At 69.0% G+C, this 13,396-nt stretch carries 10 protein-coding genes; 7 read left to right on the forward strand and 3 right to left on the reverse strand.

Translation table 11 applies throughout. The annotated features are described in order from the left end of the window. The first annotated feature begins 497 nt into the window (after nucleotides 1-497). Both WME79_RS15355 and WME79_RS15360 read left to right on the forward strand, forming a co-directional pair. Nucleotides 498-1,892 (forward strand): SGNH/GDSL hydrolase family protein, encoded by a 1,395-nt coding sequence (locus WME79_RS15355; RefSeq protein WP_437535847.1) that lies wholly within the window; start codon nucleotides 498-500, stop codon nucleotides 1,890-1,892. A 317-nt stretch (nucleotides 1,893-2,209) separates the two neighbouring features. Further along, entirely contained in the window at nucleotides 2,210-3,613 is a 1,404-nt protein-coding gene (locus WME79_RS15360) for a sigma-54-dependent transcriptional regulator (protein ID WP_437535850.1), read from the forward strand. A 267-nt stretch (nucleotides 3,614-3,880) separates the two neighbouring features. Here WME79_RS15360 and WME79_RS15365 read toward each other — a convergent pair whose 3' ends face one another. Next, the gene (locus WME79_RS15365) at nucleotides 3,881-4,054 is read right to left on the reverse strand and encodes a hypothetical protein (protein ID WP_437535853.1); all 174 of its coding nucleotides are present in this window, start codon (nucleotides 4,052-4,054) and stop codon (nucleotides 3,881-3,883) included. 177 nt (nucleotides 4,055-4,231) lie between these two features. On the opposite strand from WME79_RS15365, the gene WME79_RS15370 reads away from it, so the two are divergent. Next, nucleotides 4,232-6,079, forward strand: a complete 1,848-nt coding sequence (locus WME79_RS15370; protein ID WP_437535856.1) for a glycoside hydrolase family 43 protein — start codon at nucleotides 4,232-4,234, stop codon at nucleotides 6,077-6,079. Nucleotides 6,080-6,311: 232 nt separating this feature from the next. Here the strand turns inward: WME79_RS15370 and WME79_RS15375 are convergent, their stop codons facing one another. After that, nucleotides 6,312-7,742 carry a hypothetical protein gene (locus WME79_RS15375; RefSeq protein ID WP_437535859.1) on the reverse strand — a complete coding sequence of 477 codons (1,431 nt, stop codon included), beginning with the start codon at nucleotides 7,740-7,742 and terminating at the stop codon, nucleotides 6,312-6,314. Nucleotides 7,743-8,842: 1,100 nt separating this feature from the next. Between WME79_RS15375 and WME79_RS15380 the strand changes: the two genes are divergently transcribed. Both WME79_RS15380 and WME79_RS15385 read left to right on the forward strand, forming a co-directional pair. Continuing rightward, nucleotides 8,843-9,100, forward strand: a complete 258-nt coding sequence (locus WME79_RS15380; RefSeq protein ID WP_437535862.1) for a hypothetical protein — start codon at nucleotides 8,843-8,845, stop codon at nucleotides 9,098-9,100. Continuing rightward, entirely contained in the window at nucleotides 9,097-9,912 is an 816-nt protein-coding gene (locus WME79_RS15385; protein WP_437535865.1) for a hypothetical protein, read from the forward strand. Before WME79_RS15380 ends, WME79_RS15385 begins: the two co-directional genes overlap by 4 nt. 297 nt (nucleotides 9,913-10,209) lie before the next feature. Here the strand turns inward: WME79_RS15385 and WME79_RS15390 are convergent, their stop codons facing one another. Further along, entirely contained in the window at nucleotides 10,210-10,359 is a 150-nt protein-coding gene (locus WME79_RS15390) for a hypothetical protein (protein ID WP_437535868.1), read from the reverse strand. A gap of 29 nt (nucleotides 10,360-10,388) precedes the next feature. Here WME79_RS15390 and WME79_RS15395 point away from each other — a divergent pair, with 29 nt between their 5' ends. Next, nucleotides 10,389-11,222, forward strand: a complete 834-nt coding sequence (locus WME79_RS15395) for a class I SAM-dependent methyltransferase (RefSeq protein ID WP_437535871.1) — start codon at nucleotides 10,389-10,391, stop codon at nucleotides 11,220-11,222. Nucleotides 11,223-11,389: 167 nt separating this feature from the next. Then, entirely contained in the window at nucleotides 11,390-13,396 is a 2,007-nt protein-coding gene (locus WME79_RS15400; protein WP_437535873.1) for a type VI secretion system Vgr family protein, read from the forward strand.

The raw sequence follows: 13,396 nt of genomic DNA on the forward strand, positions 1-13,396 counted from the left end.
GCGCCGCCGGCGCCGGCCTGACCGGAGCGCCGCCCGCACGACCCACGGCGGCCTCGGGTCATGGGTCGAAGCGCCTTGACGACGCGTTGCGCCGGGTGTTACCGAACGTAACGCGAGCGCATCGAAGCGTTACCGAACGTAACGTCACCTGGCCGGACGACGCGACCCGGGCGTTCTCCAGGCGATGAACCGAGTAGTATATCGAGTCCTCGTGTGACACACTGGACGGCGCGTGTGAGGGGCATGGCATCGGCCCGCGCTCTCCCGCGCGCCTCCGGGTATCGACGGCGGGCAGCGCAGCCATCCAGATGGGCTCTTCGATGGATCCGGGCTCGATCCAGGCGACGCTGCGCGCACGAGCGAACCGGCGCGCTCTCGGCTGAAGTCAAGGAAATTCGAAAGTTCGAATGCGCTGAAGGAGCTGCTGGTCGGGGGCGGTGCGCCGAGGAGCAATTCGAACGATCGCGAACACAGCAATCTTTCGAGCGTCGAGGACCATGCGAAGAATACTTTGTGCTCTTCTGTTTTTGGCTGTCACCGGCTGCGGCGATGACACGGACACCACGACATCGAGCAGCACGTCCAGCTCGACGTCCAGCTCGAGCAGCGCGGCGAGCTCCGGCGGGGGTGATGCCTCTGGCGGCGGCGGCGCTGGCGGCGGCGACACCGGAGGGGGCGGCGCTGGCGACACCGGCGGCGGCGGGGCCACGGGCGGCGGTGGCGAGGGCGGCGGTGGTGGCGCCGGCGGCGCGGCGGAGGCGCACTGGGTCGGGACGTGGACGACCGGTCCGCAGCTGACCGAGACCAACAACAACCCGCCCGAGCCGGGCCTGACCAACAACACGCTGCGCCAGGTGATCTACACCTCGATCGGCGGCAGCTCCGTGCGGCTCCTGCTCTCGAACGAGTTCGGCGACGGGCCGGTGACCATGGAGTCGGTCCACATCGCGGAGTCGACGACCGCTGACGGCATCACGGTGGCCACCGATCAGGCCCTGAAGTTTGCGGGCGCTGATGCGGTGACCATCCCGGTGGGCAAGACCGTCTTCTCCGATCCGATCGAGTACACCATCAAGCCCAACACCAAGATGGCGGTGACCATCAAGTTCGGCGCCGTGCCGGCCGGGATCACCGGGCACCCGGGCGCGCGGACCAACTCGTATATCCAGACCGGCAACGGGGTCTCGGCGGCGAACCTGACCTCCCCTGTGTCCACCGCTCACTGGTACTACATCACGGGCCTCGACGTTGATGCGGCCCCCGAGGCGGCGGCGGTCGTCATCCTGGGTGACTCGATCACCGATGGCCGCGGCTCGGACACGGACATGAACACCCGCTGGCCGGACTTCCTGTCTCGCCGCCTGCGGTCCAATCAGGGGACCCAGCAGGTCGCCGTGCTGAACCTCGGCATCGGCGGGGGCACCGTGCTCGCCGGCGGGCTCGGGCCGACAGCCAAGGCCCGCTTCCAGCGTGACGTCCTGGACCAGCGCGGCGCGAAGTGGCTGATCACGTTCATCGGCGTGAACGACATCGGCAACGACTCCACTGCGAACGTCGGGGCTGATCTGATCGCGGCCTATGGTGACTTCATCACCAAGGCGAAAGAGAAAGGGATGCTCGTTTACGGAGCGCCCATCACGCCGTTCGGTGGCAACGGGTACTACTCCGCCGCGCACGAGGCCACCCGCCAGACGGTCAACACCTGGATCCGCACGAGCGGCAAGTTCGACAAGGTCATCGATTTCGAGCCGGCGGTCGTCGACCCCCAGGATGCTACCAAGCTGAAGGCTGACCTTGACTTCCAGGATGACGGGCTGCACTTCAACCCGACCGGCCTGGAGGCGCTGGCGAACGCCGTCGACCTCTTGCTGTTCGTCCCCCAGCCCAAGTAACGCGGAGGCCGCTTGTGGGGGGCGCCCGATCGGGCGCGCGGAGCTTCGAGCGTCCGCGCGCCCGGCGAAGACCACCCGCTCCCCCCGCGGAGAAAGCGCCTCGGTCCTCGTAGGGCGCTATGACCGGTAACCCAGACAACTGAGCTGCTAGCGTTGACGCGTTGCGCCATGCGTCCTCGCGTATTCAGCCGCAACGGTCCTGAGTAGCCTTGTCCCATGCGCGGAGGAGACGACGCGGAGGCCAGCGCGACGGATTGCGCGCCCGTGCTCGTGGCGGCGGGCGCGCTCGGGGCGAGGCGCGGGCTCGAGGTGGCGTCGTGAGCCGGATCCTGCTGGTCGAGGACGAGGTCGTCATCCGGACAGAGCTCCGGCGGCTGCTCGTCCGTCATGGGCACGACGTCATCGAGGCGGGATCGGTCGAGGATGCCTCGGCGGATCACGATCTGCGCGCGTTCGATCTGGTGCTGGCCGACGTGCGGCTGCCGGGCGCGCCGGGCACCGCGCTCGTCGGGCAGTGCGGCGGCGCGCCGGTCGTGCTCATGACGAGCTACGCCACGGTGAAGGCGGCCGTGGACGCCGTGAAGCGCGGCGCTGCGGATTACCTGTCGAAGCCGTTCGATCATGCCGAGCTGGTCGCCCTCGTCGAGCACCATCTCCCCGGCGCGCGGCCTGCGCGGAGCGCGCTCCCCGACGTCGCGCCGCGCGCCTCGGTGCCCCCGCCGTCCGCGCCGCCTGCGCCGCCTACCTCTGAGGACGACGAGCTCGAGGGCATGGTCGGCGGCTCTGCGGCCATGCGGGAGGTGTTCGCGCGGGTGCGCAAGGTCGCGCCGAGCGAGGCGACGCTGCTCGTCCTCGGCGAGAGCGGCACGGGCAAGGAGACGCTCGCCCGCGCCGTGCACCGGCTGAGCTCGCGCCGGCAGCTGGCGTTCGTTCCAGTCCACTGCGCGGCCATCCCCGAGGGGCAGATCGAGGGGGAGCTCTTCGGATACGAGCGCGGCGCCATCCCCGGCGCGATCTCGGCGCGCGCGGGGCTCTGCGAGGCCGCGGAGGGCGGGACGCTGCTGCTCGACGAGATCGCCGAGCTGCCGCCGAAGGTCCAGGCGCGGCTCCTCCGCTTCCTCCAGACGGGTGAGGTGCGGCGCGTGGGCGCGACCCGGGCCCGGCGGGTCGACGTGCGCCTCATCGCGGCGACGCGCCGAGATCTCGTGGCGATGGTGCGCGACGGGTCGTTCATGAGCGACCTTTACTTCCGGCTGCGGGTCCTCGAGATCCGCCTCCCGCCGCTGCGCGAGCGGCCGGGCGATGCGGTGCGCCTCGCGGAGTCGCTGCTGAGGCGGCGCGCGTGGGCGATGGGCCGCGCGCCGCTCACGCTGACGCCGGAGGCGCGCGCCGCCATCGCGGCGGCCCCCTGGCCCGGCAACATCCGGGAGCTGGAGAACGCCGTTCATCGCGCGATGGTGCTCGCCGATGCGAGCGAGATCGGGATGGAGCTGCTCGGGCTCGACGCGCCCCCTCAACCGCCTTCGCCTTCGCCTGCGCCTGCCGCGGACGCGCACGAGGGAGAGCCCCCGTCCGACTCTCTCGAGGGCTATTTCCGCCGCTTCGTCCTCGAGCACCAGCACGAGCTGACGGAGACCGAGATCGCCCGCCGGCTCGGCATCAGCCGCAAGGCGCTGTGGGAGCGGCGGCAGCGGCTCGGGATCCCCCGGCCGCGCTCCTGAGTCTCCGTCGACGGCGGCGCGCGCCGGTCCATTTCAGTTGACCGGCGCCATGTGAGCGTTCACAATTGGCTCCAGAGCGCTCGATGGCGTCGTGCGCGGACCACCCACGGCGCTGGGCGCTTCGTCGTGCGCCCGGCGGACGTCGCCGAGAATCTCGGATTGTACCGCCAAGGCGCCAAGGCGCGGAGGCGCAAAAAGGCGGAGAGAGAATGACCAAGAACGTCTGGTCATCAACTTCGGCGAAATGAAGGTGAGGCAAGGTACCCATCATGTGATCGTGTGATCAACCGATTGCAGGAATAGAATAAACTCAATCTCTGGATTTTTTGCGCCTTTGCGCCTTTGCGCCTTTGCGTTGAATTCTCCGGTCTCCCGCTGCACGTCGACACGTCCACGCACCGCCTGTGCGACCACGGTCCGCGAGCAGGCGACGTGTCCCACGGATGCCCTCGATGCAGCGCTCAGAAGTGCGATGGGGGAGGGCGCCCCGCGGCTGCCCGCAAGTTGTTCCATCCTTGCTCGGCCTGTGTGCCCACAGAGCCCGCGGGGAAACGATTCCCTTTCTCTGCCAGCCGCGTGCTGAGCGCTCTCGCCGATACCTCTTATCAGGAGATCACCATGTACTTCCCTTCCCAACCTGCCGACATCGGTTCTCTCTCCCGACGTGTAGGCGGTACGGTATCTGCGGCCTGTCTCCTCGCTCTCCTTGCAGGTTGTAGCGGGGAGTCGCAGGTGGGCGACGGCGATGGCGGTGGCGGCGTCACGGGCGCGACGACCGGCCCTGGAACGGGCGTTTCGAGCAACAGCGGCTCGGGTGGGAGCGACGGGCAAACGACCAGCGGCGGTTCGACGAGCGCCAGCGGAAGCTCGGCCGCGTCCGGAGGCGGTGACCCCGGCGCCGGCGCCGGCGGCGGCGGTGGTGACGGCGGCTCGGGCGGCGGCGCCCCCGCTGTCTGCCCCGAGACCTACTCCAATCCTCTCCTCTGGCAAGACCTCCCCGATCTGGAGGTCATTCGCGTCGACGATGCCTACTACTATACGGCGTCCACGTTCCATCATTCGCCTGGAGCGCCCCTGCTTCGCTCCTACGATCTGGTCCACTGGGAATACGTCTCCCACTCCGTTCCCCTGCTCGACGTCGACCCGTCGTACGACCTGGGCCGGGATAGATCCTATGTGAACGGCATCTGGGCGTCCACGCTCCAGTACCGGGAGAGCAACAAGACCTTCTACTGGATGGGCTGCATGCACAACAAGGGCGGCGGCTGGGTCTTCACCGCCAAGTCCCCCGAAGGTCCATGGGAGAAGCACAAGGGCGGCTGCTACTACGACATGGGGTTGTTGATCGACGACGACGACACCATGTACGTGGCTTATGGAAACAACACGATCAGCGTGGCCCAGCTGAGCGCAGACGGCTTCAGCCAGGTCAAGAATCAGGTCGTGTTCCAGACGCCGGGCGACCTCTCCGGACCGCTGGAGGGTTCTCGCATCATCAAGAAGGACGGGAACTACTACATCTTCACCACGCAGTACGCGAACGGTGAGTATGTGCTCCGCTCGACGAAGGGGCCCTTCGGCCCCTACGAGCTGCGGCCCTTCGCGGTCAAGCTGCCCTACGCCGGCGCTCCGGGCTCCGGCGGGGCCCCGCACCAGGGCGGCGTCGTCCAGACGCAAAACGGCGACTGGTACTACCTCGGCTTCAACGACTCGTACCCGGCTGGCCGCATCCCGGTGATGGCCCCGATGACCTGGACCGACGGATGGCCCTCGCTCACCCTGGTGGACGGCAAATGGGGAGGTACGTACCCCTTCCCGAACCTGCCTTGCGGGTCGAATCGAGTGAAGCCGCCTGCGACCAAGGACACCTTCGCGGAGGCGACCCTGCGCCCCGAGTGGGAGTGGAACCACAACCCCGACAGCACCAAATGGTCCTCAGGGGCTGGGCTGATCCTGCAGACGGCGACGGTGACCGACGATCTGTACGCCGCTCGAAACACGCTGACGCGCCGTATCGAAGGACCCGTCTCGATCGCGACGATCGAGCTCGACCATAGCAAGATGCAGAACGGCGACGTCGCCGGCCTGGCCGCCCTGCGCGACGTGTCGGCGTGGATCGGGGTGAAGAAGGCCGGCGGGGCAGCGCGCGTCGTGATGACCAACGGCGTCAACATGAACACCTCCTGGTCCACGACGAGCAAGGGCACCGAGGTGGCCGGCGCCGACGTGTCCGGCGGCAAGATCTGGCTGCGCGTGGAGGCCAACGTCCGCACGGATAACGGCGGCGCGCAAGCGCGTTTCTCCTACAGCACGGATGGCGCCCGATTCACCAACCTGGGCAACACGCTCAGCATGAACAAGAACTGGCAGTACTTCCTCGGGTATCGGTTCGGCATCTTCAACTACGCCACGCAGTCGCTGGGCGGCTCCGTGAACGTCGCGTCCTTCGAGGTCACCAGGCCGTAAGATGCGAGCCGACCGCCTGCATGGTCATCGGCGTGGCCGAGAGCGACAGCCCCACGGGCCCGCTCGAGGACGCGCTGAGGCGCTCGCCGGCTCGCGCACCGTACGTGGTGGCGTCGAGCCGGCGGCGTTCATCGATGACGATGGAGAGGTGTGCCTTGACGGGGGGTTGCCCCCCACGGGCCGCTCCTGCGCAGGGGCGAGCGGGCCGCGGGTGAGGCGGAGCGGGGCGAGCCTACTTCTTCGTCGGCGCGGGCGCGCCGCTCTGGATCCACTGGCGGAGCGTCGCAAGCTCAGCGCTCGTCAGGCTCGGCTTGCCGTCCGCGGCCTGCGGCATGACGCCCGTCTGGCAGGTGCCGCCGCCGGAAGGCCTGCATCCGGCGTTCCCGGCCGTTCCTGCGACCTTGAGGTAGAGCCAGCTCTGGTCCGGATTTCCCGGGACCACGAGCTTGAACTGCCCACCGCCCTTGGCGGTCTTGTTGACGAGGCCCGCGACGATGTCCGTCGAGCTGATGTCGCCGCCGAGCGACAGACCTGCTTGCGGAGCGGTCCCCGGCGCAGCGTGGCAACCGCTGCACTTGTGGATCGCGCTCTCGAAGATCGGACGGACGCTCTCGTGGAACACGCCGGCCTCCTCGGGCAGGGGATCTACCGGCTCATCCGGCTTCAGGTCGGGATTGATGACCTGAGCGATCGCGTCCATCTCGTAGCACTGGGCGGCTACCGCGTCCTTCAGCTTCTGGTCGGTGGGCGACATGCCCTTGGCGACACGGTACTTCTCCCACACGTTGTCGATCCAGCCGTGCAGCTTCCAGAACATGTAGTTGTCGATGTTCGTGAACTGGTTGCCGAGGCCGTGGTCGGTGTTCTGGGAGCGCACCCACTTGAAGTGGAGATCCCCGTGCAGGCCGCTGGCCTGCTGGCTGCTGCCGGGGATGGCCTGGCCGGCGAAACACTGGAGCCACATGCCGAACGCGCCCTCGTCCGGGAAGCGGCTCAGGTTCTCCGGCTTGTCGATCTCGTCGCCGATCTTCGCGTTGGCGAGCGTCGTGGCGCTCCAGGGCCTGAAGTCCGATCTCCACTGCTGGGGCAGCTCCTCCGCCGTCGTGGGGAACTTCTTGAAGCCCTCGAACTGCTCCGAGTGCTTCGGCCAGAGCTGCTTCAGCGACTGGATCATGTGCCGATGCATGGCGAGGAACTGGTAGCCGTCGCCCGTGGTCTTGCACTCCTGGTCCGACGGAACCGGGACCGCCGACCTGCAGATATTGACCCTGCTCATGCCCATGCCGCCGTTGCAGCGCCGGATGCTGTGCCACTCGAAGTGGGCGGCTTGCCATTCGTTCTCCTGCATCCAGGAGATGACTTCCGGCTGAACGGTGAGATCGATCTGGTTGTTCTTGACGAACTCCGCCGACCCATCCTTCATCGTCGCGTCGCTGGGATGGGGATCGTAACCATCCACGCAATGATCCTTCGGGTGTGTCTCGCCCGTCCCGCTCGATCCGCCGGTGCCGCCGGCGGGATCTCCGGTGGACGAGGAGGAGCCCGTGGTCGCGGCGGAGGTGGAGGGGTCGCCGGCGCCGGCGCCGCTGGTGCTCGGGCCGGCGCTGGTGCCGGCGCCGGCGCCGGTGCCGGTCAACGAGGAGGTCGTGGTGGAGGTGGACACGCCGCCGCCTGCTCCACCGTTGCCCCCGGCGTCGGGATCTTCGCCGCTACAGGCTCCCAGCAGCAAGGCCGTAACGCACGTGAGGAAACCGAATGTGCGTTGGGACATCTTGCCCAATGACACGGTGGACGGACCTTCCTGATCGTTGATTCGCATGGTGCTCCTCGTTACCGCTGGATGCCGGACCGCTGGGTGCCGGGTGCATGCTTCCGCGCAGCCGCTGAGCCAGACGCCAGATGGAGCATCGGCCAACCGCACGTGCCATTTGCGTAGCACGAGGCTTCCGAGCAGAGAAGCGGGTGTAAATTTGCTGCAAAACGATCATCGCCGTCTTGGGATGAGCCGCTGGGAAGGGGAAAGTAAAGAGGTTTTAGTATGTCAAGGGTGAATCGCCGCTCACCCTGATTGAAGGGGTGTTGCGCCATCCGGCTCCCGCCTGGAAAAGTAAAGCCGTATCGATGGTTGATCGCGTTCAGTGAGACCATAAATTGCCCGCTTCGGCCCGACCATGCCGCTGACCTGGGAGGCCAAGGGGGCACCCTGGGAAGCCGCTCCGCGGGCCGGCCATTCTGGACCCGGCGAGCGGCCTCATCCGAAGCGTACCTGGGGCGGCCGCGCCTTTGATAGCCTGGCCAAGCGGGGCGCTGCTGCTTACCGGCGCTTCGGGGGAGCACGGGACCATGAACGAGAGCCATGTGAATGGTGGTGTTGCAGCGGGCATGAGGGGCCACACGCTGAGTTCCAGTCCATCGGGGTCGACGTCACCGAGCGCCGGCAGGCGGAGGACGAGGCAAGGCGCCTCAACCGCGAGCTCGAGCAGCTGGTTCGTGAGCTATCGACGCTCCAAACGCTGAAGGGGGGTATCGCGTTCGCGCTGCGGCGCGAACACCGCGGCTCTCGAGCGCCGGCGCCTCGAGTGGGCAGCTCGATAAGCGCTCGGCGATCGTCACGGCGCCTGTGGGGCGGCCCGCGGGCGCATCTCCTGCTTCGTTGACCCTCTCGCGCGGCGCGATCTACCTTGCGAGCGCCCCCATGAAGATCCACGTCGTCCGCCAGGGCGAGCACCCGTCCGCCATGGCGCGTCGCTGCTGAGCGAGGCGATGCTTCCGGCGGACGAGGTCATCAAGAAGCTGGTGCACGTGCTCGCGCCGTACCTCGGCGAGAACATGGCGCGCGCGGCCGTGCGCAGCCAGGCGGACAAGCTGGGGTTCAAGCACGGGCGCCTGTCCCCGGCCGACGTGGAGCGCTTGCTGGCCGCGGTCGCGCCGGGGCTCGGCGTGTTCGTCGGGCGCGACAAGGCCCAGCGGATCCTCGACGAGGCGCGCGCCGCGATCGGCGCGCAGGGAGGAGCTCGATGACGCGAGTCCCCGTTCGCCGTGTGGCGCCGGTGGTGGTGACGATCGTGTGTGCGGTGTACGTCCCGCGCCTCCTGCCACCGACCGCCGAGCTCTCGGAGCGGCTCCTCCCAACGTCGGTCGTCGACACCGTGGGTCCGCTGGTGCGGCTCGCGTGCCTCGCGGTCGCCGCCGTGTTCGGCCTGCGCAGCGCCGCGCGCCTCGAGCGCGACAACCCGGCGCGCGGCCCGTGGTTCCTGCTCGGCGGGTGGCTCGCGCTCTTCACCCTGGGCCAGGTCGGGCTCGTGTACTACCCGCTCATCGCGCGCGCGCCCACGCCGCTGCCGTCGATCGCGGACGCGGCGTTCCTCCTCGGATATGCGCTGCTGATCGCCGCGTCGGTGCGCTTCGTCTTCGTGTACCGCGCGTCCGGCTTCCCTGTCGGCAGCGCGCGCGAGCACCTCGGCATCGCCGCGGGCGCGGCGGCGGCGATGGCGATCGTCGGTTATCCCGTGCTCGCCCCGATCGCGCGCGCGCCGGTGCCGCTCGGCGAGCGGCTCATCAACATCGCCTATCCCATCCTCGATCTGATCGCGCTCGTCCCCGCGCTCGTGATGCTGCGGATCACGCGCGCCTTCCGCGGCGGCAAGGTGTGGGCGATCTGGGGATCGCTGCTCGCGGGCTGCGCGCTCATGGCCGTGGGAGACATCCTGTTCGCGTTCTTCTCCTCGGCGAACGTGACCGCGTTCGGGCCTGGCGTGGACATGATGTTGCTTCTCGGGTACTTCGCTGCGGCGTGCGGGACGATGCTGCAATACGAGACGATCACCGACTGACGACGGTGGTGCGGTACCTGCCGCAGTCCGCCCCGGCAGCGCGCGATGTCACGGCCAGGGTGTGACATGTCACGCTCTCGGCCGTGACATGTCACGGCGGCTCGCCCGGCGCAGAGGTCGAGCCGTCGGCCCGGCGCGCGCCGTGGTTCGCCCATTTCGGCCGGATTTGCCGCGTCGGTGCGCTTGCGCTGCGCCCATGGACGTCACGCCGGGAGGGCGCCCCAGGCGGCATACGCGTTGCTTGATCGCTCGCTGGCTCGCAACACCCGTCCACGGGCGCGCGGCACCGCCGCGCCATCACACGGAGCGGAGCGCCATGATGTCTGCGCCGATACCGATGACGACAATGAATCTCCTCACGAGATCCCTCTCTGTTGAAGAGCGGATCGAGGAGGCGGTGCTCTGCGCCAACGTGCCGAGCCCGCTGTCTTCGGTCGCGTTTCTCATCGCTGTGCGCTTCGATCAGGGGGGGCGAGATGAGACGTGACCTTCCTCGGAACCTCGACAAGGACGCCGGCGCCAGAAGGCCCGCCGTGGTTGCGTCGAGCGCCGCGCAGGCCTACCGGAGAGGGAGCCTCTGGCAGAGGGGGCGCGGCGAGCGCCTCATCTCGTTCGCCGGCGTGAGGCGGGGCGAGCTCGTGCTCGACCTCGGGTGCGGCACCGGCGGCCTCACGCAGCAGCTCGCCGAGCTCGTGGGCCCCGACGGGCGCGTCCTTGGGATCGATCCGGACGAGGCGCGGATCGCGCTCGCCCGGCGCACCGCGGGCGCGCCCAACCTGGAGTTCCAGGTGGCGGCGGCCGAGACCCTCGGCGAGCTCGCCCGGGACCGCTCCTTCGATCTCGTCTTCTCGAACTTCGTGTTCCACTGGATCACCGACAAACGAGCGGTCCTCCGCCTGCTGCGCGACCTGCTCCGCCCCGCGGGGCGCATCCTCGTCCAGTGCGTCTCGTCGCTCCCCGCGCTCGTCGGGGAGCTCTCGCGGCTCGCCGACCCTTCGGGGGAGAAGATCCTGCGGGATTTCGCGTTCGAGGACGCCGCGGCGCTCGCGCACCACGTCGAGGGCGCCGGGCTGCAGCTGCTCCGCCTGGAGGAGCAGCATGGAACTCATGTGTATCCGAATCTGGACGCGCTGCTGAGGTGGTGGCAGGCGACGACCCACGACCGGTTCGACCCGCGGGCCGTCGAGCCCGCGGCGCTCTCGCGGTTCGCCGAGCAGCACGGCGACCGCGGCGCGTTCCGGGTGCGCGAGACGTTCTGCTGGTTCGATGCGCGGCGCGCCCCGGCGCACTCGTGGGGACGCGAAGGCTGACTCCCCGAATCTTGAGGGTTTTTTCTGGATTGCGTCGACGTCTGTCGGGTGTTGGACCCAGGATGACGCGATGCCCCTGGTTGCCGCGCCCCGTTCTTTTCTGAGGTGAGCTACCATCCGCTCCCCGCAGCCTCCCGCGGCGGCGCCCGCACCCAGGACCGATCCGAATGTCGATCTTCGAGCTCTCGTTCCAGTCCGGGGAGGCCTCGCTCTCCGTGCGCCGTGTCGTGGTCCAGGAGGCTGTCTCCGAGCTCTTCGCCGTCTCGGTGTGGGCCCGATCCAGGCTCTCGGATCTCGAGCTGGAGTCGCTCGTCGGCCAGAGCGCGTCGCTCCAGATCCAGCCCGACACCGCGCACCTCCACTGGCTGAGCAGCAGGCTCTGGCAAGGCGTGTGCAGCCACGTGGAGCAGGTGCAGGCCGAGCCGACGGGGCTCTCGACGTACTACCTCCGCATCGTGCCGCGCCTCTGGCTGCTCACCCAGCGCCGCGGCCACCGCATCTACCAGCACCTCTCCATCCCCGACATCGTCGACGCGCTCCTCGGCGAGTGGGCGATCGAGCCGGCGTGGAAGGTCGATCGCGGCGCGTACCCCAGGCTCGAGTACAAGGTCCAGCACGGCGAGAGCGATCACGCCTTTCTCTGCCGCCTCCTCGAAGAGGCGGGCATCGCCTACACCTTTCCGGACCGCGGGAAGGACTCCAAGCTCACCCTGAGCGACAAGCTCGAGGCGGAGCCGCTGCGGCCGGGGCCGCCGCTGGCGTACGTCGACAACCCCATCGAGACCGCCGAGCGCGAGTTCGTCACCCGGGTGCGGCTCGGCCACGAGGTCCGGCCCGGCGCGAGCACGATCCGCGGCCACGACTTCCGCAAGCCCTCGTTCGCGCTCACCGGCGAGGCGCCCCCGGCGCCCGCGCCCGAGGCGAAGTACGAGCAGTACCGCTACGAGCCCGGCGCGTTCCTCGCCGCGAGCGCCGGGGGCGGCGCGCCCATCGGCGACGCCAAGGGCGTTTACCGGTACGACCCGAAGCACGGAACCGATCTGTCGACACGGGTCCTCGCGGCGATGCGCGCCGACAAGCGCGGCGTGCTCTTCGAGGCCAACGTGGTCGACCTCTACCCCGGCCGGGTCTTCTCCGTCGATCAGCACCCGCACCCCGAGGTCGGAAAAGGGCCGCTGATGGTGGCCGAGCTCGAGATCGTGGCCTCGCTCGGCGAGCCGTGGAGCGTGCGCGGGCGCGCGCTCTTCGCCGATCCCAAGGCCCCGTACCGGCCGGCGCGCAAGACGCCCAAGCCGGTCGCGCCCGGGCTGCAGAGCGCGACCGTGGTGGGGCCGCCGGGCGCCGAGATCCACACCGACGAGCTCGGGCGGGTGCGCGTGCAGTTCCCGTGGGATCGCGAGGGCAAGCTCGACGACAACAGCTCGTGCTGGATGCGCGTGAGCCAGGGCTGGGCGGGCGCCGGGTTCGGGATGTTCATGCTCCCCCGCGTCGGCCAGGAGGTGCTGGTGGCCTTCCTCGACGGCGATCCAGATCTCCCGATCGTCGCCGGGCGCGCCTTCAACGGCCGCGAGCTCGTGCCGTACAAGCTGCCGGATCACAAGACGGTGAGCACCTGGAAGAGCAGCTCGTCGCCCGGCGGCGCGGGTTACAACGAGATCAAGTTCGAGGACCAGGCGGGTCAGGAGCTCGTCTACATGCAGGCGCAGCGCGACAGGAACCAGCTCGTCAAGCGCGATGACGTCGAGCGCACCGCGCGCCACAAGCGGAGCACCGTGGGCGGCGACGAGGATGTCGTTGTGAAGGGCGCGCGAAAGCAGCTCGTCCACGGGGGCGACCACGTGCACGTGAAGCTGGACCAGCGAACGGCCGTCGACGGCTCGGTGTCGCTCACGGTCGCTGTGAACCGGGACGAGCGCGTGGGCGCGAACCACGCGCTCGAGGCCGGCGGGCAGATCCACATCAAGGCGGGCGCGACCCTGGTGCTCGAGGCCGGCCAGCGGCTCACCATCAAGGGGCCTGGAGGCTTCATCGACATCCACCCGGGGGGCGTCGACATCGTGGGATCCGTGGTCAACATCAACAGCGGCGGCGCGCCGGGCGCCGGCCAGGGCGCGAGCCCGGCGGCGCCGCTCGCGGCCGAAGAGGCGCACCCCAAGGACACGCCGTCTCCCTGA

The sequence above is a fragment of the Sorangium sp. So ce726 genome (assembly GCF_051521405.1).
Lineage (GTDB): Bacteria > Myxococcota_A > Polyangia > Polyangiales > Polyangiaceae > Sorangium.